This window comes from Veillonella sp. CAG:933 (assembly GCF_000431435.1).
GTDB lineage: Bacteria > Bacillota > Negativicutes > Veillonellales > Veillonellaceae > Veillonella_A.
In genome coordinates, this window is record NZ_HF986188.1 from 3,959 (window position 1) to 30,066 (window position 26,108).

The following is a 26,108-nucleotide window of genomic DNA, read 5'->3' on the forward strand; positions in this document are numbered from 1 at the left end:
CTATTACCCTCGCTATCGGCGTTATTTACGGCGGCGTAGCGGGCTTCTTCGGCGGCAAAGTAGACAGACTCATGATGAGTTTTGTAGATATTTTGTACGGTATTCCGCTGTTATTATATGTAATTTTGCTCATGGTGGTCTTATCGCCGGGTTTAACCTCCATATTTATCGCCCTTGGTATCGCGTATTGGCTCACTATGGCGCGTATTGTGCGCAGCCGCATTGTGACGCTAAAGAATGAAGAATATGTGCTCGCAGCGCGTTCTATGGGCGTGCCGGCATCGCGTATTTTATTCCGTCATATGTTGCCGAACTGTGTGGGACCGATCATCATTACTATGACCTTGGCCATTCCGGAAGCCATTTTTACGGAAGCCTTTTTAAGCTTTATCGGTCTCGGTGTCAGTGCCCCTATGGCGAGCTGGGGGGGGCTTGCGGCGGAAGGGATTAACTCCATTCGTTCCTATCCGTTCCAATTGGTGGCGCCGGCCTTGGCCATTGCCATTACCATGCTTGGCTTTACATTCTTTGGGGACGGCCTTCGTAATGCCTTGGATCCGAAAGGAGAGGTGAAACGATGAGTTTAGTTACTATGGAAAATTTACGCGTAACCTTTCATACCTTTGCCGGTGATGTAGAGGTTGTACGCGATGTATCGCTTAAGTTAGAGGCCGGGGAAGTGCTGGGCATCGTAGGTGAATCGGGGTGCGGTAAGTCTGTTACGGTACAGGCTTTAATGGGCTTATTGCCGCGAGATATTACTACGGTGAAGGCCGAGGCGCTTCAAGTGGCCGATACGGATTGTAAAGATTTCGGTGAAGCGTCATGGCGCCATTTGCGTGGCTCTTCTGTAGCTATGGTGTTTCAAGATCCTATGACGGCGCTGAATCCTATTTTATCTGTCGGCACGCAGCTGATTGAATCTATTAAGTTACGGGCCAAACGAAGCGGGGAAACTTTGGGCGATGTGAAGGCGGAAGCGGCAGCATTACTCCAAAAAGTAGGCATTTCCGATCCGGACCGCCGTTTAGCACAGTATCCCCATGAACTTAGTGGCGGCATGCGGCAACGTGTTGTCATTGCCATGGCCTTAGCGGGCAAGCCGCGCCTATTACTGGCCGATGAGCCGACGACGGCCCTCGATGTGACGACGGAGGCACAAATTTTATTGCTTCTAAAAGAGTTAATAAAAACGGAACACATGGGGCTTATTATTATTTCCCATAATTTGCGGGTCATTGCTCAAATGTGTGACCGTATGGCCGTTATGTATGCCGGTCAGATTGTGGAAGAAGGTACGGTGGAAGCTTTATTGGGAAATCCGCGTCATCCGTATTTACAAGGCCTTTTACAATCACTGCCGACTATGGCCACGACTAAATTGCAGGCTATCGGCGGTCAGCCGCCGGATTTATACAGTTTGCCGATGGGGTGTTCTTTCCATCCCCGTTGTCCTAAAGCAATGCGAATTTGCGCCCGGGAAATGCCACGATTGGAAAATAATTTACGCTGTTGGCTGGCTAAGGCTAAAATTACGCCGTGTCCTACGGTGTCGGGCGAATTACTGGAGAAATGTGATGCTTATTGTAATCGCTTAGCCGCTGCGAATGATGCCGAAGGGCAATCAGTTGAGGGCGAGCCGGCGACTGCAACGGCGCCTCTTGGGGCGACAAATAATACCAACGCAGAAGGGACGGTGAAGTCATGAATATTTGGGAAACCCATGATTTAACGAAGCATTTTACCGTTCGACGCGGTTTTTTAAAACAAAATAGTCAATTGGTGCGCGCGTTGGAAGGTGTGTCGCTGTCACAGGCTGAAGGCGAAACATTAGGCCTGGTAGGGGAATCGGGCTGCGGTAAATCCACTTTCGGGCGTACGCTCATGGGCCTCTATCCGAAAACATCGGGCCGCATTGTTGTGGCGGGCCGTGAAATTGAGAGTCCCGCCGATCAAGAACATGTATTGCAGCATATTCAAATGGTGTTCCAGGATCCCTATGCGTCCTTGAATCCGCGTATGACGGTGCGGCAAAGCCTCTTGGAACCGTTAACGGTGCGGACTACCGGTCATGTGTCGCTCAGTGAAGCCGACAAATTAGCGAAAGTGGATGCCGTCTTGGAACAGGTGGGACTCACAAAGGCGCAGGGCGAACGATATCCGCACGAATTCAGTGGCGGCCAGCGTCAGCGTATCGGCATCGGTCGAGCCCTTATCAGTGAGCCGCAGTGTATAATCTGCGATGAACCGATTTCCGCCTTGGACGTGTCTATTCAGGTACAAATTGTGTCGCTTCTGGAGCACTTGCAGGCGGAGCGCCGTATCAGTTACGTATTCATTTCCCATGATTTGAACATGGTTCGTTATATCAGTCAGCGGATTGCGGTTATGTATTTGGGCGCTGTGGTGGAAGAAGGGCCGACGAAGGCCGTTTATGAAAACCCGCTCCACCCGTATACACAGGCCTTGATTCAGTTAAATGCGCCGTTGGCGCCGCATATGAGTATCGGACCGGTGCTGGCCGGTGAAGTACCGAGCCCGCTGGCTAATATTACAGGCTGTCCTTTTGCATCGCGTTGCCCGGAAGTGACAAGTCAATGCAAGGAAGCCAAACCGCCGCTCGTTATGCGTGAAGGGCGCAAGGTAGCCTGTTGGCGGCGTTAGGAGGTTTTTAGTATGGAAAAAATTCTTGCCGGCAAAGGGCTTGGCATAGAGTTGGATGAATTAATTCAGGACATGGCACCGGACGGGGAAATTTCCTATTTGGTGGCCCGTCTTGATGATGAAAAAGATATGGCTGAAATTGCCGGTCGCGGTATTACGATGGTTCATGCCAGCGCCAGTATGATTAAAGTGCTTATTATGGCCGCTTTGTTTAAAAAAGTGGCAGACGGCGATTTAGCTTTGGATATGACCATGAGTCTTAAAGAGTCGCCACGCGTTTTGGGTGGCGGGGCCCTGCAGGAACTCGATTTAAACCATCGTTTTTCCTATTTGGAACTGTGCCGACTCATGATGGTACTTAGCGATAATTGGGCGACCAATTTGTTGATTAAAAAACTCGGCATGGCGACGGTTAACGAATTCGCTGAGTCTATAGGCCTACAGGCTACGCGTCTTAAGCGCTATATGATGGACAGCAAGGCACGAGCGGAGGGCCGTGAAAATGTTATGACCGTCTTGGACCTCATGACTTTATATGAGTACATTTACGTTCAGCGTGAATCGGGGCCTTTAGGTCACGAAATGTGGCAACTACTGGGCCGTCAGCAGTTTCGCGATAAGCTGCCGTTTTACTGGGGAGAAGACGTGGTGTTTCACCATAAAACGGGCGTTCTCGACGATGTGGAACATGATGGCGGTTTGTTGCCCCTCGTTAAAGGTACCTTCGGTATCATTGTGTTTATTTCGAAGGTGCCCAACACGGAAGGCATACTGTTGGGGGCACGAATGGGCCGCTGTATTAAAGAGTTTTTAGAAAATAAATTGCCTTAATCGGCACATAAGGAGTCGCGTATGAAACGATATGTGATGTACAGTGTATTGCTTATACTAATAATGGGGCTGGTACTCATGACGGGGTGCAGTCGCAGCGGCGAGGCGATTCCGCCGGACACCTTGCGCTATGCCTTGGAGCAGGAACCGTCCACTTTGGACCCGGCTAAATCGTCAACCTTGCCGGAGTCTTCCGTGGAGCTGGCCGTGTTTGAAGGCCTTACCCGATTAAATGCTAAAGATGTACCGGAACCGGCGGTGGCCAAGTCGTGGACAATTTCACCGGATGGGTTGACCTATATTTTCTATCTTCGTCCCGAAGCTACCTGGTCCGATGGCAAGCCCGTAACGGCTCATGATTTTGAGTATGCGTGGAAACGGGCGTTAAATCCCGAAGTAGCGGCTAACAATGCGTTTATGCTCTATGTTTTGAAAAACGGCGAAGCTTATAATACGGAAAAAGCGAAGGCCGAAGATGTAGGCGTTAAGGCTGTTGACGATCATACCTTGTTGGTGACCTTGGAATCGCCGACACCGTATTTCTTGGGGTTGACGGCTTTTCACGCGTACTATCCGGTACGTGAAGACATCGTATCGCAGGCACCTGATACTTGGGCTACGTCGGCGGCTACGCTTATCGGCAACGGACCGTTTAAACTGGTGAAATGGCAACACAGTGCAGAATTGCAGTTTGTTAAAAACGATAAATATTGGGATGCTGCTTCCGTTAAGTTAAAAGGCATGGAATGGCCTATCAGTGAATCTCAAAGCACCCGTCTTACCCTTGCTGAAGGGGGCGCCGTAGATATCATGGTAGAGCCGCCCGTGGCCGATCAGGAGCGTTTGACGAAGCTTGGTCTTTTCAAAGTGGCGCCGTCCTTGGGGACCTATTATTATGTGTTTAACGTAACGGCTCCGCCGTTTGATAATCCATTGGTGCGCAAGGCGTTTTCCGTGGTCATCGACCGCAAAGTAATTGTAGATACCATTGTGCATGGCGGTAAAACGCCGGCTTACGCTTTTGTGCCGCCGGGACTGACTGATGAAGCGACGAATCAGGATTTTAGAGCCGAAGGGGGCAATTTGGTAGCCTATAATGTGGCGGAAGCGAAGAAACTTTTGGCCGAAGCCGGTTACGGACCGAATAAACCGTTGCCACCGGTGACGATTTTGTATAATACTAATGAAATGCATAAGGCCATTGCCGAAGCGGTACAGGCTATTTGGAAAAATGAGCTGGGGGCTACCGTAGAACTTCAGAATCAGGAAACGAAGGTATTCATGGCGAACCGTGAAGAAGGGCATTATCAGGTGGCGCGGGCGTCGTGGATTGGTGACTATGCGGATCCGCAGACGTTCCTCGATGTGTTCTATGATTCCGCCAATGATGCGCAATATCACAGTGAAGCGTATAATGCTTTGATAGAACGAATTCATAACACGACGGATGTGAAACTGCGTAACGAACTTATGCATGAAGCGGAAGCTATGATTTTTGATGACACTGTGGTTATGCCGATTTACTTCACTACCACACCGTATGTGGCGCGTGATACGGTGGACGGCTATTACTGGTCAAGTTTGGGTACCATAGAGTTTAAGCACGCCTTTCGTAAATAAGTGAAAGTGTATAGATAACGAGTATAGCCAATGAGTACATTGGCTATATTCAATGAGTAGTGGATAGGAGAAGTAGTGATGGATTGGATTTTGCCAAAACGGTTACAACCGGGCATGACATTGGCCTTTACGGCGCCGGCCTCGGCAACGGAAGAAAATCTGGACGCGTTGAAGGCTTTGGTTGAAGCCAGGGGGTATAAGGCTGTATTCGGGGCGTCCTGTTATCGTCACGGTCTCTATGGCGGTACGCCGGAGGAACAGGCCGCGGAATTTAATACCTTTATGACGGACTCCGATTGTGATGCGGTAATTGCCTTGCGTGGCGGTTACGGCACAGTGCGTTATTTGGATTTATTGGATTATGAAGGCATTCGCAAGGGGCAAAAGCCTTTTGTGGGGTATAGCGATTGTACGGCGTTACATACGGCCATCGGTCGCTACAGCCGTTTGGTCACCTATCACGGACCGATGGGCGTAGATTGGTTAAAACCGGGGCGTGAAAACGATGTAGCTCACTTATTTGATTTGCTTGAGGGTAAAACTTCCGTAATCGAGCCCTTATTGGCGCCGCCACGGGGCTTTATCGGTGCCAATATGGAAGAAGGCAGGCTCATGGGTGGTAATTTAGCCATTCTTTGCAGCTTAGGCGGTACTCCTTATGCACCGGCCCTTGAAGATTGGGACGATGCCATTTTACTGTTGGAGGATATTGGTGAACCGCCTTATAAAATAGATAGAATGCTCCAGCAATTGCGCCGTCAAGGCGTTCTGAGTCGCGTTAAAGGGGTGGCTCTCGGTACGTTTACAAACTGTGAAGACGAAGACGAGCCGGATTATGAAATCGGCGCTCATGTATTGGATTACATGATGGCTGAACGATCGCAAGATGCACCGGAACCTTTTGTCTGCTATGTACCAACCGGTCACGGCACGCCTCATCAGGCTTTGCCGCTGGGAAGCTATGTAAGTTTCAGAGCTATTTCCAATACATTGGTGCTGTTTCCTTATTGTGAGGGGCATTCGTTTGTAAAGGATCCGATGACGGAGCCAACCGACTCTGTTGATGCATTGTCGGAGGGGAATCCTATTGCCAATTTAACGGAGGGGAACCATATTGCTGATTCAAAGGTTGCTAACGCTGTGGCGGAGCTGCCTAATGATGGTTCTTTGGCAGCTCGTGAAGCTTGCCTTCACGAAGCCATTCAGAACATAGAGCAGGCGCTTATCGATTTGTCCGCTTATTTACATGCCAATCCCGAAGTAGGTCTTACGGAACATAAAGCGGTGGCTGCTATTACGAAGTTTTTGGCTGACCGGAATTTCAGAGTAAAGACGGACGTCAGTGACGGCCGCATTCCGGAGCTTGCCACATCCCTTAAAGCGGATAAAGGGAATTCGGACAGTGCCTATAAAATGGCTTTTCTCGGTGAATATGATGCCTTGCCGGGGCTTGGTCACGGCTGCGGTCATAATTTGATTGCGGCCATGAGCATCGGGGCGGCCATCGGTTTTGCGGCGGCTGTACCGGAAGCATTGACCACCTTCTTCGGTTGTCCCGCCGAAGAGACCGTAGGGGGCAAAGTCTTTATGGCCGATGCAGGCGTATTTAACGGCTATGCCGGTGCTTTGTTGACACATCCGGCGGATGTAAATGAGCTGGGCGGTTCTTCTTTGGCCAGTCACCCGTTGGAAGTGAAATTTATCGGTCGTTCCGCTCATGTGGCGGATTTAGAAGACAGGGGTATTAATGCCTTGGATTGTGCGGTTGCTTTATATGCTGCGGTGAATGAGCTAAAAGCGCAGTGGGGCGATGAAGTGGTTATCGGTCAAATCTTCACCGAAGCGGGTGAAGCGCCGAACATGATTCCCGCTGAAGCTGTATTACACATGACCGTCAGAGCCCATACGGTGGAGTTTTTAGAAGAGATTGTTTTGCCAACCGTAAAAGCTAAGGCCCTTGAAATTGCCAAAGCGAAAGGTGCCGAAGTTAAGCTTCGCCACTATGAACCGCTGTTTAAAGACTTGCGCGAAGACCGAACTTGGCGTGATTTAGCGCAACAGGTCATGACGGAGTGGGGCGCCACACCGACGATGCTTCCCAATGATGTGGCGGAAGGAAGCACCGACATGGGCAATGTGTCCCATGTGGCACCGACGGTACAATTGACTTTGGCCATCGGTGAAAACATGGGTCTTCATACACCGGAATTTGCGGCCCGCGCCGGTTCACCGGAGGGGCTCGCTATGATTCAAAAAGGGGCGCATATTATGGCGCTTACCGCACTACGCCATTGGTGGCAGTATGGTCGCGATTTGACAGAGCTGTAAAATAAGGGTAAAATATATATGATTAAATTAAGCCGTCTTTTTAGAGACGGCTTTTACATTAGATGAGCGGTTGGGAGATGACTGATGAGTGTACTAACGGTGTCACATGTGACGCATGGCTTCGGCGCCCGTCAAATTTTGGATGATGCGTCGTTTCGACTATTAAAAGGTGAACATGTTGGCTTAATCGGCGCTAATGGCGAAGGTAAGTCTACGTTTTTAAATATTATAACCGGTAAAATTTTGCCTGATGAAGGCACGGTGCAATGGTCCAATAAGGGTACCGTAGGTTATTTGGATCAGCATAGCGTATTGGCCGAAGGGCAGACTATACGCGACGTGCTACGCGATGCGTTCAGCGATTTATTTGAATTGGATAAAGAGTTACAGGCCGCTTACATGGAGATGACGGACTGTGACGAAGCGCGCATGAATGAGCTCTTGGAGAAAACCGGTGAGTGGCAGGAAGAGTTGGAGCACCGCGGTTTTTACGAAATCGATGCCACCATCGAGCGCACGGCGCAGGGCCTCGGGCTTGTAGACATCGGTCTCGACCGTCTCGTTAACGAATTGAGCGGCGGTCAGCGTACGAAGGTATTATTGACGAAGCTCTTATTGCAAAAACCGACCATATTGCTCTTGGATGAACCGACCAACTATTTGGACGTGGAGCATATTGAGTGGCTTAAGAATTATTTGCAAAATTATGAAAACGCCTTTATCCTCATCTCTCATGATATGGAGTTCTTAAATTCCGTAGTCAATGTGATTTATCACATCGAACAGGCGCAGTTGACGCGTTATACGGGGAACTACGAACAGTTCCTTGCAGCTTATGAAGTGCAGCGTGCGCAAGCGGTGAAAGCCTATGAGCGGCAGCAACAGGAAATTGCCCGCATGGAAGACTTCATTCAGCGTAATAAGGCTCGCGTGGCGACGCGCGGCATGGCCAATTCCAGGGCTAAGCGCTTAGAGAAAATGGAGATTTTGGACAAACCGAAGGTTCATTTGGAAGTGTCCTTTGGTTTTAAAGAAGGCCGTACGCCTAGCCGCTTCGTAGTAAGCGCCAAAGATTTGGTGCTTGGTTATGATTCGGCCTTGACTAAACCGGTGGATGTGGTGCTTGAACGAAACCAGAAAATTGCCGTACGCGGTGTGAATGGTCTCGGCAAAACAACGCTTCTCAAAACATTGTTGGGGTTAATCAAACCCTTTGCCGGTGAGGTGGAACGAGGCGACTTTTTACAAGTGGGCTATTTTGAACAGGAAGACAGTGCTCATAATGATATGACAGCACTTGATTATATTTGGAATGCATATCCGGCCATGACGAATGCGGAAGTACGGGCAGCATTGGCTCGTTGCGGGCTAACCAACGAGCACATTACAAGTCAGATGCGCGTCTTGTCGGGCGGTGAAAATGCAAAAGTACGACTCTGCAAATTGATGCAGGAGCCGTACAATGTGTTGGTTTTGGACGAACCGACGAATCATTTGGACGTAGCCGCCAAGGAAGAATTGGCCGATGCGTTACGTCGTTTTAAAGGAACGATTTTGGTAGTCAGCCATGAGCCGGAGTTTTATCGCTCTTGGATTACCGATGAGTGGAACGTGGAATCGTGGACGACTAAAATCGTATAGGAGGTCTTGTCATGAAAGAACAGGCCAGCGAGGGTGTTGCACAGTTTTTAACAGCCTTGGGCATTGATTTAAAAGCGGCTGATATGGAGAAAACGCCGCAACGGGTGGCCGGTTTATATGAAGAGTTGTTTGCCGGCATGAATAAGTCCAGCGCTGAGATTTGGGGCGATATTTTCCCTACCGAGTACAAAGGCTTGGTAGCGGTAACGAATATTCCTTTCTATTCTGTATGTGAACATCATTTGATGCCTTTTTTCGGCACTGCCGATATTATTTACCAACCGAAGGATGGTCGTGTAGCAGGGCTCAGTAAGCTCAGTGATTTGGTGAACTTGTTTGCCCATCGGCCGCAGCTCCAGGAGCGCATGACTCGTGAGATTGCGACGGCTTTGGAGACGGATTTGGAAGCGGAAGGCGTGATGGTACGCATTAAAGCAACACATTTGTGTATGCTTATTAAAGGCGAGTTGCAACAAGAAACGGCCGTTGTAACCATGGAATGTCGCGGCGTGTTAAGCCGGACGGGACAGCTTCGGGAAGAAGCTTTGACTATTTTAGGAGGTTCAACGGATGTTCAAACGACGCAGTTATAAATGGGACGACGGTAGAACGTTGGTGCTCAATAACAGTACCTTGATTATGGGAATTTTAAACGGAACCCCCGATTCATTCTCCGACGGTGGCAAATATAATACACCGACAGCGGCTATCGCGCATGCTCGTGAAATGGAAATGCAGGGCGCCGATTTAATCGACCTTGGCGTAGAATCGACCGGTCCCGGTCATACGCATATTTCGGTGGCAGAAGAAATCAGCCGTATGGAGGCGCTCTTGGGTCCTGTATTGGAAGCCACCAAGGTGCCGATTTCCATTGATACCTATCGGGCGGAAACGGCGGATTATGCACTGTCCCATGGGGCTCATATCCTCAACGATATTTGGGGTCTTCGTTACGACCCCGATATTGCGGCCGTAGCGGCTAAACACAAGGTGCCGGTTATCATCATGCACAACCAGAACGATACGAATTACGGCGATATCATCGAAGACATGAAAGCCTTTTTCTTTGCGTCTGTGGACATTGCCTTAAAAGAAGGAATTTTACCGCAGAACATTTGGCTTGATCCGGGCATCGGTCGTTTTTGCAAAACGGGCGAGCAGAATATTGAGGTTATGCAGCGTCTCGGCGAATTGACGGCCTATGAATACCCTGTTTTGTTGGCGCCGAGTCGTAAGCGTTTTATCGGGGCCATGCTCAATGATTGCCCGCCGGATCAACGTGACGAGGGCACTGTGGCCGCTTGTATTACGGGCTTAATTCAGGGGATAGATATGGTGCGCGTGCACAATGTAGATATGCACAAAAAAGCATTGACCGTAGCGGATGCCTTGCTGAGAGGAGAGTTCTAATGGATAAGATTGTTTTAAAAAATATGGGCTTTTTCGGGTATCATGGGAACTTGGAATCGGAAAACAGTCAGGGCCAGCGTTTTTTTGTGGATGTAACGATTTTAATCGATTTGACTAAAGCCGGTCAGTCCGACGATTTGGCGGATTCCATTAATTATGTAGAGGTATATAATACGGTGGAACGTGTCGTGACGGGGGAACCGCAGAAATTATTGGAAAAAGTGGGTACTTTGATTGCCGATGAATTATGGAATAATTATCGCGGCATTATCGGTCTCGCTGTGGCCATTCGTAAACCGGCCGTGCCGATTCCGGGCATGCTGGATTATGCGGAAATTACCATTACGCGAGGTCAAATGTAGGTGAGACTTTTTGATGAAATATATCTATTATCTCAGTTTGGGATCTAATTTAGGTGACCGTGAGCAATATTTGGCCAATGCCATTGAGGGTTTGCGGCGTCATGAAAATATTGAGTCGGTGACGCCATCCAAATGGCTGGAAACGGCGCCTTGGGGTAACACGAATCAGGGGCCGTTTTTAAACGGAGCCTGTAAAGTTGTGACTACTTTGGTGCCGGAAGCCATGCTGCAGGTGATGCAGGCGCTTGAAAAAGCGGCCGGCCGAGAACGATTGGTTCATTGGGGGCCCCGTACACTTGATCTCGATATCGTGTGGGCTGAAAAAGAAGACGGACGCCTCATAGAGGTGCAAAGTGAAACACTGACGATTCCTCATCCTTATTTGTGGGACAGGGCGTTTGTTTTAGTGCCGCTCAGTGAATTGTATCCCAACTTTATTTTTCAGGGGCAGGCTATTGGGGACAGAATAAAAGAATTGGACGAAGCATAATTGTAAGGAATATGGGCATACTCAAGCGGTGAAATCACTAGACCACGGCAGCGAATAAATGGGTAAATTTATTTGGCTGACATGAAGGTAATGATTCATTGATGAGTTTCGATATTGATGTTATAATAGGCTCATTCAAGCAGTACGTGACGATGAGGACTAGAATATGGCAGAGGAGATAAAAAAAGGCCCTCGTGCGGGCCATAGGGAACGACCGAAACGTAATAAAATTATAATGTGGGCACAAATCATTATACTTGCGTTGGGTCTTATCTTTATTTTGCGCACGATGTATGATATTTATGTTATCAAACAACAGCAGCATCAGTTACAACTTCAAATCGAAGAATTGAAGAAGAGCAATGAAGCACTGGAACAGGATAAACAGCGTCTTCAGGATCCAAAAGAGATTGAAGGAGTAGCACGGGATGAATTGGGTTTGGTAAAACCGGGCGAAGTACCGTATGTGAAATAGGAAACTGAAAAATCGGTACGCGAGCAGTGTATTTACGGCATTTTTACGGGGCTATAATTTATTCTTATGTAAGTTGTACATTCGTTAAATATCAGTTGACAAGGTTTTTCAAAGCCCTATATAATTAAACTAGTGTGCATGTATTACGGCACAACGTTTTTAGTAATTTTAGGAGGACATTGGGTTAGCATGGCCATTGAAGTAGGTAGTGTTCTTGAAGGCACTGTTACGGGGATCACGAAATTTGGTGCGTTTGTGGACTTAGGTAACAAACAAACGGGTTTGGTGCACATTTCAGAAGTTGCGAATGAATATGTGGAAAATATTTCGGATTTTATTAAAGAAGCAGACACAGTTAAGGTTAAAGTTTTGAGTGTGGATGAAAAAGGTAAGATTAGCTTATCGATTAAGCAAACATCACCTAAACCGGAAGCTGCGCCAAGAGCGCCAAAGACTGAGAATCGTGAACCTAGAGAACGCGAGTTCCGCCCACGCCAGCATGACGGGCATGCTCGCAGTGCTCACGATGGTAATCGCCGTAATTCTTTTGAACGCAAAAGCGGCGGTATGTCCTTTGAAGATAAAATGAGTCGTTTCTTAAAAGACAGCGAAGAACGATTGACGGATTTAAAACGAAATACCGAATCCAAACGTGGCGGTCGTGGAGGTCGCAGAGATTAAACAGTGAGATGATGCGAAGCTTCGCATCATCTTTTTATTTATAGCCGGTTGGCATTATATTTTAATTGTGATTGTGATTTTAATTGTGATTGTGATTGTGATTGTGATTGTGATTGATGATTGATGATTGATGATTAACTTATAGTTCCGGTATATTTTGGAGGAAAACTATGGCAGATACAACAGTAAAAGCGGCAATCGTTGATTTAGGCTCCAATTCGTTACGTTTGTTGCTCGGCACCTATGACGGTAAAGAGTGGCACAATGAGCCGAAACGCCTTTGGACTACGCGCCTCGGTAAAAGAGCGGCAGATGGTCAATTGACCGAAGAGGCTATGACGCGTAGTTTGGATGCGTTAAAAGAAATCCAAGGGCTAATCGGAAGTTATGGCGCTACTCGTGTAGTAGGGGTGGCCACCAGTGCCGTGCGTGAAGCTTCTAACGGTGAGGCATTCATGGCAGAGGCGGTTAAAGTTTGTCCGATGGAGCCGAATGTGATTACCGGTGAAGAAGAGGCGGCTCTCGGATTTGCCGGCGCTATAAGCTCATTCCCCGGTGATGAACGCCATTTCGGTTTAATCGATATCGGCGGGGGCAGTACGGAAATCGCGCTCGGTACAGCCGAAGGGGCCTACTGGAATCGTTCTTACCCGATTGGAGCGGTACGTCTCAAAGAACGTTCCGATGAAGGTCCTCAGGAAGTGTGGCAGGAGACGCGGCCTTGGTTTGATCCGTTGCCAATCGAAGGACCTTTTGGCGAGTTCATTGCTGTAGGCGGCACGGCTACGACCTTGGCGGCTATGCATCTTAAAATGACGGAATATAATCCGGGCCTCATTCAGGGGCATCAGTTGACGCGTGCCGTTATTGAAGGCATGATTTTGGAACTTCGTTATATGACGCCGGAAGAGCGGTTACAGGTACCGGGCTTACCGGCTACCAGAGCGGATATTATTGTGGCCGGCGCCGAAATTTTAACATCCTTCATGGATTGGCACGAAATTCCTCATGTTATCGTGAGTGAACGAGACGGCATGGAAGGAATGCAACAACATTTGGTGAAATAAATATATAGTGCTGAAAAGATAGTGAGAAGGGAGGTGGACACATGGTTAACATTGAAAAGAAGGAGCTTATTATTGCATCCTTTGAAAATAAAGTAGCAGCCTTTGCCCAAAAGCATGGTACGGTGCCACCAGACAGTAAAGTACTGGTAGCTTGTTCCGGCGGGCCCGATTCGATGGCGCTTTTGCATTGGCTTATGGCTACTAAAGGTGAGGGCACTGAGGCGGCTCTCGCAATCGGTGTGGCCTGTGTAGACCATTCCTTGCGAGTTGAAAGTAAAGCCGAGCTGGCTATGGTAGCGCATTATGCGAAGGCCCATGACTTACCGTTCTATCCCCTCACTATTGATGCAGTCGCGGCGGCCGAGCAATCCGGTGAATCTGTCGAAACGACCGGTCGCCGTTTGCGCTATGAGTTTTTCAGAAGCATTTGCCAAGCTGAAGGTTACGATTATATTGCCACGGCTCATCATGAAAACGACCAGGCGGAAACTATTTTGGCTCATCTCATTCGCGGCAGCGGTACGGCCGGGCTCACCGGCATGCAAGTAATCGCGGACGATCTTTGGCGCCCCTTCTTAGGCGTTACGAAAGAAGAGATTTTAGCGTATGTGAAGGCATTGGTGTTGCCCTTTGCTCACGACAAGACAAATGACGAGCCTATTTATATGCGCAACCGTTTGAGACTGGAAGTGCTGCCTTTATTAAAAGAGTTTAATCCTAATATTGTGGCAACATTGGCTCGGTTAGGTGAGCATATGGGGCAGGATGAGGCTTTTTTGACCGCTGAAGCAAAGCGAAAATTTAACGAATTGTGCATTGTGTGTACCAAAAAAGAATCGGGCACGCCGTATATAGAGTTAAAGCGAAATGAAGTGGCCGCTTTGCCGGATGCTTTATTTTATCGTTTGTGGCGATATGTGTTTGGTCTTTTTGACATAAAAAATACTTTCTCCGGTGCTCATGTAGCCGAACTCAGACAAGTGGTAAAGGGCAAAAAAAGAAAACAATTTATGTGTTCACAGGTGAAGGTTGCGGCGCAATATGATATAATACAAATTGGACGTTTAGTAGCATTTGATTTGAAAATGACTCAATATCGCATAAGGGAATTACGAGCACTTACATGGGCAGGGCCGGCGGTGGAGCCGATGCCTTTAAAAAACGGAGAGAATCTGTTAATTCCGCGCCGATTGGCAGCTAAGGGCCCTGAAATTCGACAGCGTAAGGCCGGTGACCGTATAGTGTTGACGCGTCGCGACGGTCGTATATGGGGCCATAAAAAGCTGAAAGACTGGCTCATAGATCGTAAAGTGCCGACTGAGGAGCGGGATGCTTTATGGTTTGTATGCGGTGATAAGGTAGTTTTTTCAAAAGTGCAGCCGAAGACGACCACAATTGTGTGGGATGAGCAAACGAGTGAATATTGGGCTTGTTCTATCGAGGAGGAAAAGTAAATGTTAGATTCCATTAAGGAAGTATTAATCACTGAAGAAGCCTTGCGGGAACGGGTTGCCGAACTGGGCAAACAGATTTCTGCTGATTATAAAGGCGAGGACGTAGTTCTCGTGTGCGTATTAAAAGGGGCCGTAGTATTCTTTGCCGATTTGGCACGTGCCATTGAAGGCAATGTAGCATTAGATTTTATCTCTTGCTCCAGCTATGGCAACAGCACCGTAAGCAGCGGTGTAGTGCGCATTATGAAAGACTTGGACAAACCGGTAGAAGGCAAGCATGTCATTGTTGTTGAAGATATTGTAGATACAGGCAATACACTTCACTATTTATTGGAAAACTTAAAATCCCGTAACGCTAAAAGCGTTCGTTTGGTAGCGTTACTGAACAAACCGGATCGCCGCACGGTAGACGTGCACGTAGATTATCAGGGCTTTGTGATTCCTGATTATTTCGTAGTCGGTTACGGCTTGGATTACGCTGAAAGATTCCGTAATTTGCCATATATCGGCGTACTTAAAGAAGAAGTATACACATCAAAATAAATATAGACAATAATCAATATAAATTACAAATGCATTGTATGTTAACCTAAAATATGGTAATATGTTTATCAGAATATATTTTTTCGATATAGTGATGATAAATAAATCATATTGAGACATTTTGAAAGGGGTAATAGATTGGGTCGTTTTATGAAAAATGCACTGTTGTACATTTTGATTATTGTGGCAGCGGCTACAGTTATCAATTCGTTTTCCAGTACAAATACGGCAAAGTCAGAGATTAGTTACACCAGCTTTTTACAGTATGTAACGCAGAAGAAAGTAGACAGTATTACCATTACGGATAACCATGCCATTGTTGGTAAGCTTAAGAACGGTACGGAGTTCAGTACCTATGCTCCGACTGATCCTACTTTAATGAATCAGCTGACTACAAATGAAGTACAAATCACTGCAAAACCACCGGAACAACCTTCCTGGTGGATGGGCTTATTGAGCTCTGTATTGCCAATCTTCTTGTTGATTGGTGTTTGGTTCTTTATCATGCAGCAGACGCAGGGCAGTGGCGGTCGCGTTATGAACTTTGGCAAAAGTCGTGCTAAAATGCAGGGCGAAGGCAAGGTTAACGTAACCTTCAAAGATGTAGCCGGTGCGGATGAAGCTAAACAGGAATTGGAAGAAGTTGTAGAATTCTTGCGCAATCCGGGCAAATTTAATGCTATCGGCGCGAAAATCCCTAAAGGTGTTCTTTTATTCGGACCTCCGGGCACAGGTAAAACTTTATTGGCTCGTGCCGTAGCCGGGGAAGCGGGCGTACCGTTCTTCAGCATCAGTGGTTCCGACTTCGTAGAGATGTTCGTTGGTGTCGGTGCCTCTCGTGTACGTGACCTTTTCGGACAAGCTAAGAAGAATGCGCCTTGTATCATTTTCATCGACGAAATTGATGCGGTAGGTCGTCAACGTGGTGCCGGTCTCGGCGGCGGTCATGATGAACGTGAACAGACGTTGAACCAGTTACTCGTTGAAATGGACGGTTTCGGTGCTAACGAAGGTATTATTACCATTGCCGCTACCAACCGACCTGATATCTTGGATCCGGCTTTACTTCGTCCGGGTCGTTTCGACCGTCAGGTAACCGTAGATAAACCTGATTTACGCGGTCGTGAAGCTATCTTAAAAGTACATGCTCGCAACAAACCGTTGGCAGAGGATGTGGATTTACGCACAATTGCCAAAAAGACTCCGGGCTTTACCGGTGCCGATTTGAGCAACTTGTTGAATGAAGCTGCTTTGTTGGCTGCTCGTCAGAATCGTAAACAAGTTACTATGGCCGATTTGGAAGAAGCCAGTGAAAAAGTAAGTTACGGTCCGGAACGTCGCAGTCATGTAGTAAGCGACAAAGAACGTCGTTTGACGGCATATCATGAATCCGGTCATGCCATCGTGGCTCATTTGTTGCCTGATGCCGATCCGGTTCACAAAGTAACAATTATTCCGCGCGGTCGTGCCGGCGGTTACACCATGATGTTACCTGTGGAAGAACAGAATTATATGACAAAATCCCAGATGCTCGCACGTATCCGTGTAGCCTTGGGCGGTCGTTGTGCGGAAGCACTCGTATTGAAAGAAATCAGTAGCGGTGCGTCCGGCGATTTACAGCAAGTTACCAACATCGTTCGTCATATGATTACGCGCCTCGGTATGAGTGATGAATTGGGACCACTCGTATTCGGCGAACATCAGGAACAGGTGTTCTTAGGCCGCAGCCTTGGCCATGAACGCAACTATGGTGAAGCGGTAGCCGAAAAAATTGATGCGGAAATGCATAAAATTGTTTCGGAAGCCTATAATGACGTAATGCAGTTGTTATCCGATAATATCGAGTTCTTGCACAATATGGCGAATGTGCTCTTGGAAGAAGAAACAATTGACCATACTCAAATCGAGAACTTGTATAAATACGGAACTATTACGGACCCAAATACAGTGGAAGTAAATGGCGCTAAGAGTGCCTTGGAAGCAGCGGGAATTATCGTTCCTGATGCTATTGCCACCGAATCTGAAGGGGCAAATTCCGGTACAACTAACGGCGACACATCTGACACAAACAAATAATAATCGGTATACACCGATTGGCATAGGGCCGCCGGTAAGGCGGCCCTTTTTCATAAAGGAGGCATCAATTAGGATGAGAGATGCAATATTAGAGCTGCTTCGTGAGAATAAAGGTGAATTTGTATCAGGCCAACGCATGTCGGAACGGTGCAAAGTTTCGCGTACGGCTATTTGGAAACATATTGAAGCTTTGCGTAAAAAAGGGTATACTATTGAATCATTCACTAAAAAAGGTTATCGCTTGGTGGATGAGCCCGATTTAATGAGTCCCCTTGAAATGGAATCGGTTTTGACGACAAAAACATTCGGACGCAATTATCACTATGTACCAAGTCTTGAATCCAGTAACGCAGCAGCCCGTCAATTGGCCACGGAAGGTGCGCCGGAGGGCACTGTAGTAGTAGCGGAAGAACAGGTAGCCGGTCGCGGTCGTCTAAATCGCGGATGGTTTTCACCATATGGCAAAGGCCTTTGGTTCAGTATCGTATTGCGCCCTTCTTTCTTGCCGATTGAAGCTCCAAAATGTACGCTCATGGCGGCGGTGGCGCTCATTAAAGCATTCCGCCGTTTAGGCCTCAATACAGCAGGGATTAAATGGCCGAATGATATTTTGGTAAACGGCCGTAAATTAGTGGGTATTTTAACTGAAATGAACGGTACCATGGAAGCCATCTCGTATATTGTCATGGGTATCGGCATTAATACGGGCAGTACACAGGATGAATTGCCTGAATTTATTAAAGATGTAGCGACATCGTTTGCCATGGAAGGCGTTGAAGTTGATCGCCGACAGGCATTAAATATTATTTTACAAGAGATGGAAATGCAGTATAATAAAGTGTTGGCTGAAGGGTTTGACAGCACTTTGGCAGAATGGAAGGAATTCAGTATTACTTTGGGGCAGGACGTAGAAGTACGTGCTCCGGGCAATACGTATGAAGGTAAAGCCATCGACCTTGATCGCGATGGCAATCTTATGATAGAACGTGCTGATGGCTCCGTAGAACGAGTGGTGGCCGGTGACGTGTCCATACGACCAGCACATAAAGTAGGAGGCTGACATAAACATGTTATTAGTGGTTGATGTAGGTAACACCAATATTGTACTCGGCGTATATAAAAAGAAAGAATTGGTCGGTCATTGGCGAATTTCCACGGACCGCGTCCGTACGACCGACGAATATGGCGTATTGTTGATGAACTTGTTTTTTCACGATCGCCAAGTCAATATCAACGACATTGAGGCAATTATTATTTCATCGGTAGTTCCACCGTTGATGCCTACATTGGAGCGCGTTTGCCTGCGCTATTTTAATGTTAAACCGATTATTGTAGGGCCCGGCACCAAAACCGGCATGGCCATTAAATACGATAATCCCCGCGAAGTGGGGGCAGACCGCATTGTTAATGCTGTGTCGGCTTATGAAAAGTACGGCGGTCCGTTAATCGTTATCGATTTTGGTACGGCCACAACTTATTGCGCCATTTTGGCAAACGGCGATTATATCGGCGGTGCTATCTCACCGGGCGTGCAGATTTCGGCGGAAGCCCTCTTCCAGCGTGCCGCTAAATTGCCTCGTATTGAAGTGAAAAATCCGGGTCAGGTTATTTGTAAAAGCACGGTAACCTCCATGCAATCCGGTGTTCTCTTCGGTTATGTGGGTCAGGTGGAAGGCATCGTGGCGCGCATGAAAAAAGAAATGCCGGAAGGTGTAAAGGTCATTGCCACCGGCGGTTTGGCTCATTTAATCGATGCGGAAACGGACGTTATCGATTATATCGAGCCTATGTTGACCCTAGAAGGATTACGATTGTTGTATGAACGAAATAAATAATTCGACCTGGTATATCGGCAATGTGCCGATTACCGGTCGGGCTGTGCTGGCTCCCATGGCGGGGGTCAGCGATATTGCGTATCGGCTCCTTGCAAAAGAGCACGGCGCCGCTTTGGTGTGCACCGAAATGGTGAGCGCCATGGGCATTAAATACGAAAATGAGCATACGAAAGATTTACTCTTTATGGAGGATGTGGAACATCCCGTATCGATGCAAATTTTCGGCTCCGACCCGGAAGCGATTGCTTTGGCGTCGCAAGTGGTGGAGCGCGCTGGTGCCGATATTGTGGATATCAATATGGGCTGTCCGGTTAAAAAAGTAGTATCATCCGGCGACGGTTCAGCTCTTATGAAAACACCGGATTTGGCAGCCCGTGTGGCGGAAGCCGCCGTTAAGGCTGTTTCGGTGCCTGTGACTGTTAAGATGCGTCTCGGTTGGGATGATACATCCAAGAATGTACTCGATTTTGCAAAGCGTATTGAATCGGTTGGCGTTGCCGCCGTAGCTGTTCACGGCCGTACGCGGGAGCAGATGTACATGGGGCATGCCGATTGGTCCTATATTAAAGAAGTAAAAGAGGCGTTGCAGATTCCCGTAATGGGGAACGGTGACGTGGTGGATGCTTTATCCGCTAAAGCGCTACTTGATGAAACAGGTTGCGACGCGGTACTCATCGGTCGCGGTGCCCAGGGGAACCCATGGATTTTTAACGAAGTGAATCAGTATTTGGCTAACGGTACTTTGTTGCCGAAACCAACAGCTCATGAACGTTTGAACATGTTATTGCGTCATTTTGAACTCTTGTGTAAATACAAGGGCACGGCTCTTGGTGTCCGTGAAATTCGTACCCATGCAGGCTGGTATATTAAAGGCCTGCCGGAGTCGGCTAAATGGCGTAATCGAATCAATACATTATATACGGAAGCAGCCTTTAAAGAGGCCATTGCCACGTATGCTGCCGAATTGACAAGGCAGTAAAATTGCACTGTAGTAAAATTGACAATGCAGTAAAATTATTGTTATAATATTACGTAAATTACGTAAAAAGCGTAAAAATATGTGATGTAAAGCAAAGGTGTCAGTGTATGACACTTTTTCTTTATAGCTAAACAACTATTGGAAGAGGAGTCCTATTATGGCAGAAGTTAAAGAAACACTGTTAACCGCAGAAGGTCTTAAGAAACTTGAAGAAGAATTAGCTCATTACAAATCTGTTCGTCGTATTGAAGTAGCACAGCGTATTAAAACAGCTATCGAATATGGCGACATCAGTGAAAACTCTGAATATGATGATGCAAAAAATGAACAGGCTTTTATCGAAGGTCATATCATTGAATTAGAAAATAAAATCAACACGGCTAAAATTATTGACGAAAAAACTCGCAAAAACGTAGTATCCGTGGGCAGTAAAGTTAAATTATTAGACGAAGAATTTAACGAAGAATTGGATTATGTAATTGTAGGTTCCTCCGAAGCGGATCCTTTCAACAATCGTATTTCCAATGAATCGCCGGTAGGCAGCGCTATTCTCGGTAAGAAAAAAGGTGCTACCGTTGAAGTAAATACACCGGATGGTGTAGCGACTTTCAAAATTTTAGCAATCAGCTAATACGGCAGTAGCCAGCTAATAAGGTGGCAGCCAATAAAATATACCAAAAATGGGCTCAAAACTGTTATACTATAAGTAATACCGTATTTGAGCAGATGAAGTTAGGAGGCCATGTAAGTGAGCGAAGAAAAAGCGACTACAGTACAAGAACAACAGCAGGAATTAAATGATCAAATGTTAATTCGTCGCGATAAGCTTGCGCAATACGAGGCAGACGGAGTGTATCCTTTTGGCCAGCGTTTTGTAGTACAGCAGCATGCGGCAACAATAAAAGACAACTTCCGTGATTTTGAAGATCAGCCGGTAACCGTAGCCGGTCGTCTTATGACGATTCGATCCCACGGTAAAACGGCGTTTGCCAATATTCGTGATTTAACCGGTGATATTCAGATCTACTTGCGTAAAGATATTTTAGGTGAAGATGTTTATAAACATGTGAAAATGCTCGACATGGGCGATATCGTAGGTATCGAAGGCCATGTATTCCGCACACACATGGGCGAAATCACCATTAAAGTTAACAAACTTACATTGCTTTCCAAATCTTTGCGTCCGTTACCTGAAAAATGGCATGGCTTAAAAGATACGGAACTTCGCTATCGTCAACGCTATGTGGATTTGATTGTAAATCCGGAAGTGCGCGATACTTTTATTAAACGCACCCAAATCGTGGCTAAAATGCGCCAGTACATGAACGCTCATCAGTTCATGGAAGTGGAAACACCAATGCTCCACGCTATTCCGGGTGGTGCGGCGGCGCGTCCGTTCATTACCCATCACAATGCGCTTGATATCGACATTTACATGCGTATTTCCCCTGAATTGCACTTAAAACGCCTTATCGTAGGCGGTTTGGAACGCGTATTCGAAATTAACCGTTCCTTCCGTAACGAAGGTATCGACAATCGCCATAACCCTGAATTCACCATGATGGAATCTTACCAGGCTTACGGCAACTTCGAAGATGCCATTATGTTGACTGAAAACATCGTGGCTTACTGTGCACAGGAAGTTCTCGGTACAACTAAAATCAACTACCAGGGCACTGAAATTGATTTGACGCCGCCTTGGAACCGTATTACGATGCAGGAAGGCATCAAGAAGTACACCGGTGAAGACTTTGACGCCGTTGAAACCTTGGAAGAAGCGCGCGCTATTGCGGACCGCTTGAATGTAGAATACACGGACCGCGACGGTATCGGCAAGATCATCAATCTTTGCTTCGAAGACTATGTAGAAGAAAACTTGATTGAGCCAACCATCGTTTACGGTCATCCTTTGGAAATTTCTCCATTGGCTAAACAGAACCGTGAAAAACCATTGACTACCGAACGTTTCGAAGCCTTCGTATACGGTCGTGAATTGGCAAACGGTTATTCCGAGTTGAACGACCCAATCGATCAGCGTCAACGTTTTGAAAAACAGTTACAGGAACGTGCCGCCGGTGACGATGAAGCTCACCGTATGGATGAAGACTTCGTAACTGCTTTGGAATACGGTTTACCGCCAACAGCCGGACTCGGTATCGGTATCGACCGTCTCGTTACGTTCTTAACTGATTCCGCTTCTATCCGTGACGTATTGTTATTCCCACTTATGAAACCGGAAACGGAAGCTAAAGCTGTTGAAGCTGAAGAAGCTGACAAAGCTGAATAAGTAAGATATAATTTTATACTGAAACACTGTATGGTGGTCACGTAATATGCGTGGCCACTTTTTTTCATGGCAAAAACTATTCAGATGTGGTATGATTAAGTGTAATTAATAATACATTGTGCCATTGGGCACGCATTTTAAGTAAGAGGTTATGGATATGTTAGATTTACGTTTCGTAAGAGAAAATCTGGAAGCAGTACAGCAAAACTTGGACAATCGCCATACTACCGGCGATTTGGAAAACTTTGCCAAATTGTATGATTTGCGCAAGGATTTAATTCAAGAAGTAGAACAATTAAAAGCACAGCGCAACTCAGTAACCGCAGAAATCAGCGCGTTAAAACGCAATAAAGAAAATGCGGACGATAAAATTGCGGAAATGCAGAAAGTGGGCGACAAAATTGCTGAGCTTGACGGCAAAATTCGTGAAACTGAATCTTCACTCCAAAACATTGCCCTCATGTTGCCAAATATGTGCGATGCCTCCGTACCGGTAGGGGAAGATGAAAATGACAACCCTGAAATGCGTCGTTGGGGCAAACCTCGTGAATTCGATTTCCCTATCCAGGCTCACTGGGATTTAGGCGAAAGCCTCGATATTTTAGACTGGGAACGTGCCGCTAAAGAAAGTGGTGCCCGTTTCACATTCTACAAAGGCCTCGGTGCTCGTTTGGAACGTGCTTTAATCAACTTCATGCTCGACCTTCATACGGAACAGCAGGGTTACACTGAAATGATGACACCGTACATGGTAACACGTCAGACTTTGACTAACACCGGGCAATTACCTAAGTTCGCTGAAGATATGTATAAAGTAGAAAATACGGAATACTTCCTCATTCCGACCGCTGAAGTTACCCTTACTAACTTCCATGCGGGCGAAATTTTGAGCATCGATGAATTGCCTAAATACTACACGGCCTTCACTGCTTGTTTCCGTGCGGAAGCCGGTTCGGCCGGTCGCGATACACGCGGTCTCATTCGTCAGCATCAGTTCAACAAAGTTGAAATGGTAAAATTCGCTACCCCTGAAACATCTTATCAGGAACTCGAATCCTTGACGGATAATGCGGAAGAAGTATTGCGTTTATTGGAATTACCGCATCGCGTAATCACCCTTTGCACCGGTGATATCGGCTTCGGTTCCGCTAAAACCTATGACGTAGAAGTTTGGATGCCGGCTCAGGATTGCTACCGTGAAATTTCGTCCTGCTCCAACATGACCGATTTCCAAGCACGCCGCGGTAACATCAAATTCCGTCGTGATGCGAAGAGCAAACCTGAATTCGTTCATACTTTAAACGGTTCCGGTTTGGCTGTAGGTCGTACCGTAGCTGCTATTTTGGAAAACTTCCAAGAAGCTGACGGCTCCGTTCGCATTCCTAAAGTTTTACAGCCATATATGGGTGGCGCAGAAGTAATTAAACCTGTAAAATAGAAGTATAAGGCATAAGGTCTGACGTACGTCAGACCTTCACCTATGCAATTTCGGAAACCGCCGATGTAGTTGCAACGACTTGTTTCGGCTAAACTGAGGCAAATCTTCCGGAGTGTATATAATTCAACGGTCTACAGTGTTTTTAAAAAGGAGTTCCTATGAAAATTTTTATTGATACTGCCAATTTTGATGAAATTAAAGCCGCTTATGAAATGGGCTTCGTTGCCGGTGTAACGACTAACCCTTCTTTGATTGTTAAAGAAAAACGCGATCTTAAAGAAGTAATCAAACAGATTGCCGAACTCGTTGACGGCCCTGTAAGTGCTGAAGTTATTGCTACCGAAGCACCTGAAATGGTTAAAGAAGCTCATGAGCTCGTAAAATTGGGCAAAAACGTTGTCATCAAAGTTCCTATGACGGAAGAAGGTCTCAAAGCCGTTTCCATTCTTTCTAAAGAAGGCATCAAAACCAACGTTACTTTGATCTTCTCCGCTAACCAGGCTCTCTTGGCCGCTCGTGCCGGTGCTACCTTCGTTAGTCCTTTCGTAGGCCGTATCGATGATATGAGCATGGATGGCATTACTTTGATTGAAGATATTGCCGAAATCTTTATTATGCATGACATTAAGGCTGAAATTATTGCCGCCTCCGTTCGTACACCAATGCATATGACGCAGTGTGCGAAAGCGGGCGCTCATATTGCCACGGTGCCATACAAGGTGTTAACTGCCTCGATGAAACATCCTTTAACGGATGCAGGTCTTGCCAGATTCTTAGCAGATTGGGAAGCAGCCAACAAATAATTAAGGAATCGTGTTGCCCTGCTACGTAAGAGGGCATTTTAAGGAGGTAAAAACTGTGGATAGAACATTAGCTTTGGAATTTGTACGTGTAACGGAAGCGGCAGCGCTTCGCAGTGGTCGTTTGCTTGGTCGCGGTGAGAAAGACGGCGCCGATCAACTCGCTGTAGATGCTATGCGTCAAACCTTTGATACAGTACCTATTTCGGGTACCGTTGTTATCGGGGAAGGGGAAATCGATGAAGCCCCTATGCTTTACATCGGTGAAGAAGTGGGTGCCGGCGGTGAAGCTGTGGACATCGCGGTGGATCCGATTGAAGGTACGAATCTGATTGCTAAAGGTCAAAATGGTGCTATCGCAGTATTGGCCATCGCTCCTAAAGGCGGTTTGTTGCATGCTCCTGATATGTACATGCAGAAACTTTGCGTAGGTCCTCGTGCCAAAGGCGTTATCGATTTGAATGCCAGTGTTACTGAAAACTTGCGCCGTGTGGCTGAAAAAATGGAACGCGGTATCGATGATATGACCATCGTTATGCTTGATCGTCCGCGTCATGAAGCGATTATGCGCGAAGCTCGTGAAGCGGGTGCCCGTATTCGTTTAATCACCGACGGTGACGTAAATCCGGCTATGGAATGTGGTCTTGAAGGTTCCGGTATTCACATGGTTATCGGTACCGGCGGGGCTCCGGAAGGCGTTTTGGCAGCGGCTGCTTTAAAATGTACAGGCGGCGATATGCAAGCGCGCTTGTTGCCTGAAAATGACGAAGAAGTTCGTCGTTGTCATGCTATGGGCATTACCGATTTAAATAAAGTATTGACTATTGATGACCTCGTACATGGGGAAGATGTAATTTTCTCCGCAACGGCTATTACGGAAGGCAATATCTTATCCGGTATTAAATACTTTGCCGGCGGTGCTCGTACGGAATCCGTTGTAATGCGTTATAAGACAGGAACGGTTCGCTTTGTTGATACTATTCATCGTTTGGACCGCAAGTTAAAATCTATGAAAGCAAAATAAGCGGTAATCTGCATGTAACGGTTAATTGCTATAAAGTGCTCAGTTACCATAAAGCGGGCAGTTTCAATAAAACGCTTAATGGCATAATTAGAAAAAGTATAAT

The 26,108-nt window shown here is 46.9% G+C and carries 25 protein-coding genes; all 25 read left to right on the forward strand.

Features of this window, described 5'->3' with window-relative positions; translation table 11 throughout:
* Positions 1 to 581 (forward strand): ABC transporter permease (locus tag QZL64_RS04690; protein WP_296309327.1); only part of this gene is annotated, 581 nt, incomplete at its 5' end.
* Complete coding sequence (locus QZL64_RS04695; RefSeq protein ID WP_021840841.1) at positions 578 to 1,708, forward strand: ABC transporter ATP-binding protein; 1,131 nt, start codon at positions 578 to 580, stop codon at positions 1,706 to 1,708. The genes QZL64_RS04690 and QZL64_RS04695, both read left to right, overlap by 4 nt.
* Positions 1,705 to 2,664 (forward strand): ABC transporter ATP-binding protein, encoded by a 960-nt coding sequence (locus tag QZL64_RS04700; protein ID WP_021840842.1) that lies wholly within the window; start codon positions 1,705 to 1,707, stop codon positions 2,662 to 2,664. Before QZL64_RS04695 ends, QZL64_RS04700 begins: the two co-directional genes overlap by 4 nt.
* Before the next feature lie 12 nt (positions 2,665 to 2,676).
* Positions 2,677 to 3,495: a serine hydrolase gene (locus tag QZL64_RS04705; protein ID WP_021840843.1), complete on the forward strand. Its 819-nt coding sequence runs from the start codon at positions 2,677 to 2,679 to the stop codon at positions 3,493 to 3,495.
* 21 nt (positions 3,496 to 3,516) lie between these two features.
* The gene (locus QZL64_RS04710) at positions 3,517 to 5,115 is read left to right on the forward strand and encodes a peptide ABC transporter substrate-binding protein (protein WP_021840844.1); all 1,599 of its coding nucleotides are present in this window, start codon (positions 3,517 to 3,519) and stop codon (positions 5,113 to 5,115) included.
* Positions 5,116 to 5,193: 78 nt separating this feature from the next.
* Positions 5,194 to 7,443 carry an LD-carboxypeptidase gene (locus QZL64_RS04715; RefSeq protein WP_021840845.1) on the forward strand — a complete coding sequence of 750 codons (2,250 nt, stop codon included), beginning with the start codon at positions 5,194 to 5,196 and terminating at the stop codon, positions 7,441 to 7,443.
* 84 nt (positions 7,444 to 7,527) lie between these two features.
* On the forward strand, positions 7,528 to 9,084 hold the full coding sequence (locus tag QZL64_RS04720; RefSeq protein WP_021840846.1) for an ABC-F family ATP-binding cassette domain-containing protein: 1,557 nt from the start codon (positions 7,528 to 7,530) through the stop codon (positions 9,082 to 9,084).
* An 11-nt stretch (positions 9,085 to 9,095) separates the two neighbouring features.
* Positions 9,096 to 9,677: a GTP cyclohydrolase I gene (gene folE, locus QZL64_RS04725; RefSeq protein ID WP_021840847.1), complete on the forward strand. Its 582-nt coding sequence runs from the start codon at positions 9,096 to 9,098 to the stop codon at positions 9,675 to 9,677.
* Entirely contained in the window at positions 9,655 to 10,494 is an 840-nt protein-coding gene (folP, locus tag QZL64_RS04730) for a dihydropteroate synthase (RefSeq protein ID WP_021840848.1), read from the forward strand. Before folE ends, folP begins: the two co-directional genes overlap by 23 nt.
* A complete protein-coding gene (gene folB, locus QZL64_RS04735) occupies positions 10,494 to 10,856 on the forward strand; it encodes a dihydroneopterin aldolase (protein WP_021840849.1) in 363 nt (120 codons plus the stop codon). Before folP ends, folB begins: the two co-directional genes overlap by 1 nt.
* Before the next feature lie 13 nt (positions 10,857 to 10,869).
* Entirely contained in the window at positions 10,870 to 11,346 is a 477-nt protein-coding gene (gene folK, locus QZL64_RS04740; protein ID WP_021840850.1) for a 2-amino-4-hydroxy-6-hydroxymethyldihydropteridine diphosphokinase, read from the forward strand.
* A gap of 166 nt (positions 11,347 to 11,512) precedes the next feature.
* Positions 11,513 to 11,821, forward strand: a complete 309-nt coding sequence (locus QZL64_RS04745; protein WP_021840851.1) for an FtsB family cell division protein — start codon at positions 11,513 to 11,515, stop codon at positions 11,819 to 11,821.
* A 189-nt stretch (positions 11,822 to 12,010) separates the two neighbouring features.
* The gene (locus tag QZL64_RS04750) at positions 12,011 to 12,502 is read left to right on the forward strand and encodes a S1 domain-containing RNA-binding protein (RefSeq protein WP_021840852.1); all 492 of its coding nucleotides are present in this window, start codon (positions 12,011 to 12,013) and stop codon (positions 12,500 to 12,502) included.
* 170 nt (positions 12,503 to 12,672) lie between these two features.
* Positions 12,673 to 13,569: a Ppx/GppA phosphatase family protein gene (locus QZL64_RS04755; RefSeq protein WP_021840853.1), complete on the forward strand. Its 897-nt coding sequence runs from the start codon at positions 12,673 to 12,675 to the stop codon at positions 13,567 to 13,569.
* A gap of 41 nt (positions 13,570 to 13,610) precedes the next feature.
* Positions 13,611 to 15,023: a tRNA lysidine(34) synthetase TilS gene (gene tilS, locus QZL64_RS04760; protein ID WP_021840854.1), complete on the forward strand. Its 1,413-nt coding sequence runs from the start codon at positions 13,611 to 13,613 to the stop codon at positions 15,021 to 15,023.
* On the forward strand, positions 15,024 to 15,566 hold the full coding sequence (gene hpt / locus QZL64_RS04765) for a hypoxanthine phosphoribosyltransferase (protein WP_021840855.1): 543 nt from the start codon (positions 15,024 to 15,026) through the stop codon (positions 15,564 to 15,566). It begins immediately after the preceding gene.
* Between the two features lie 150 nt (positions 15,567 to 15,716).
* On the forward strand, positions 15,717 to 17,642 hold the full coding sequence (ftsH, locus tag QZL64_RS04770) for an ATP-dependent zinc metalloprotease FtsH (protein ID WP_021840856.1): 1,926 nt from the start codon (positions 15,717 to 15,719) through the stop codon (positions 17,640 to 17,642).
* A 73-nt stretch (positions 17,643 to 17,715) separates the two neighbouring features.
* Positions 17,716 to 18,702, forward strand: a complete 987-nt coding sequence (locus tag QZL64_RS04775) for a biotin--[acetyl-CoA-carboxylase] ligase (protein ID WP_021840857.1) — start codon at positions 17,716 to 17,718, stop codon at positions 18,700 to 18,702.
* A 7-nt stretch (positions 18,703 to 18,709) separates the two neighbouring features.
* Positions 18,710 to 19,477, forward strand: coding sequence for a type III pantothenate kinase (locus QZL64_RS04780; RefSeq protein WP_021840858.1), 768 nt, complete (start codon positions 18,710 to 18,712; stop codon positions 19,475 to 19,477).
* Positions 19,461 to 20,456, forward strand: a complete 996-nt coding sequence (gene dusB, locus QZL64_RS04785) for a tRNA dihydrouridine synthase DusB (RefSeq protein WP_021840859.1) — start codon at positions 19,461 to 19,463, stop codon at positions 20,454 to 20,456. Before QZL64_RS04780 ends, dusB begins: the two co-directional genes overlap by 17 nt.
* 157 nt (positions 20,457 to 20,613) lie before the next feature.
* Positions 20,614 to 21,087 (forward strand): transcription elongation factor GreA, encoded by a 474-nt coding sequence (gene greA / locus QZL64_RS04790; protein WP_021840860.1) that lies wholly within the window; start codon positions 20,614 to 20,616, stop codon positions 21,085 to 21,087.
* Between the two features lie 117 nt (positions 21,088 to 21,204).
* Positions 21,205 to 22,743: a lysine--tRNA ligase gene (lysS, locus tag QZL64_RS04795; protein ID WP_021840861.1), complete on the forward strand. Its 1,539-nt coding sequence runs from the start codon at positions 21,205 to 21,207 to the stop codon at positions 22,741 to 22,743.
* Between the two features lie 157 nt (positions 22,744 to 22,900).
* On the forward strand, positions 22,901 to 24,181 hold the full coding sequence (gene serS, locus QZL64_RS04800; protein WP_021840862.1) for a serine--tRNA ligase: 1,281 nt from the start codon (positions 22,901 to 22,903) through the stop codon (positions 24,179 to 24,181).
* A gap of 158 nt (positions 24,182 to 24,339) precedes the next feature.
* Positions 24,340 to 24,984 (forward strand): fructose-6-phosphate aldolase, encoded by a 645-nt coding sequence (gene fsa, locus QZL64_RS04805; RefSeq protein ID WP_021840863.1) that lies wholly within the window; start codon positions 24,340 to 24,342, stop codon positions 24,982 to 24,984.
* Positions 24,985 to 25,039: 55 nt separating this feature from the next.
* Positions 25,040 to 26,005: a class II fructose-bisphosphatase gene (glpX, locus tag QZL64_RS04810; RefSeq protein ID WP_021840864.1), complete on the forward strand. Its 966-nt coding sequence runs from the start codon at positions 25,040 to 25,042 to the stop codon at positions 26,003 to 26,005.
* The last annotated feature ends 103 nt before the right edge of the window (positions 26,006 to 26,108 follow it).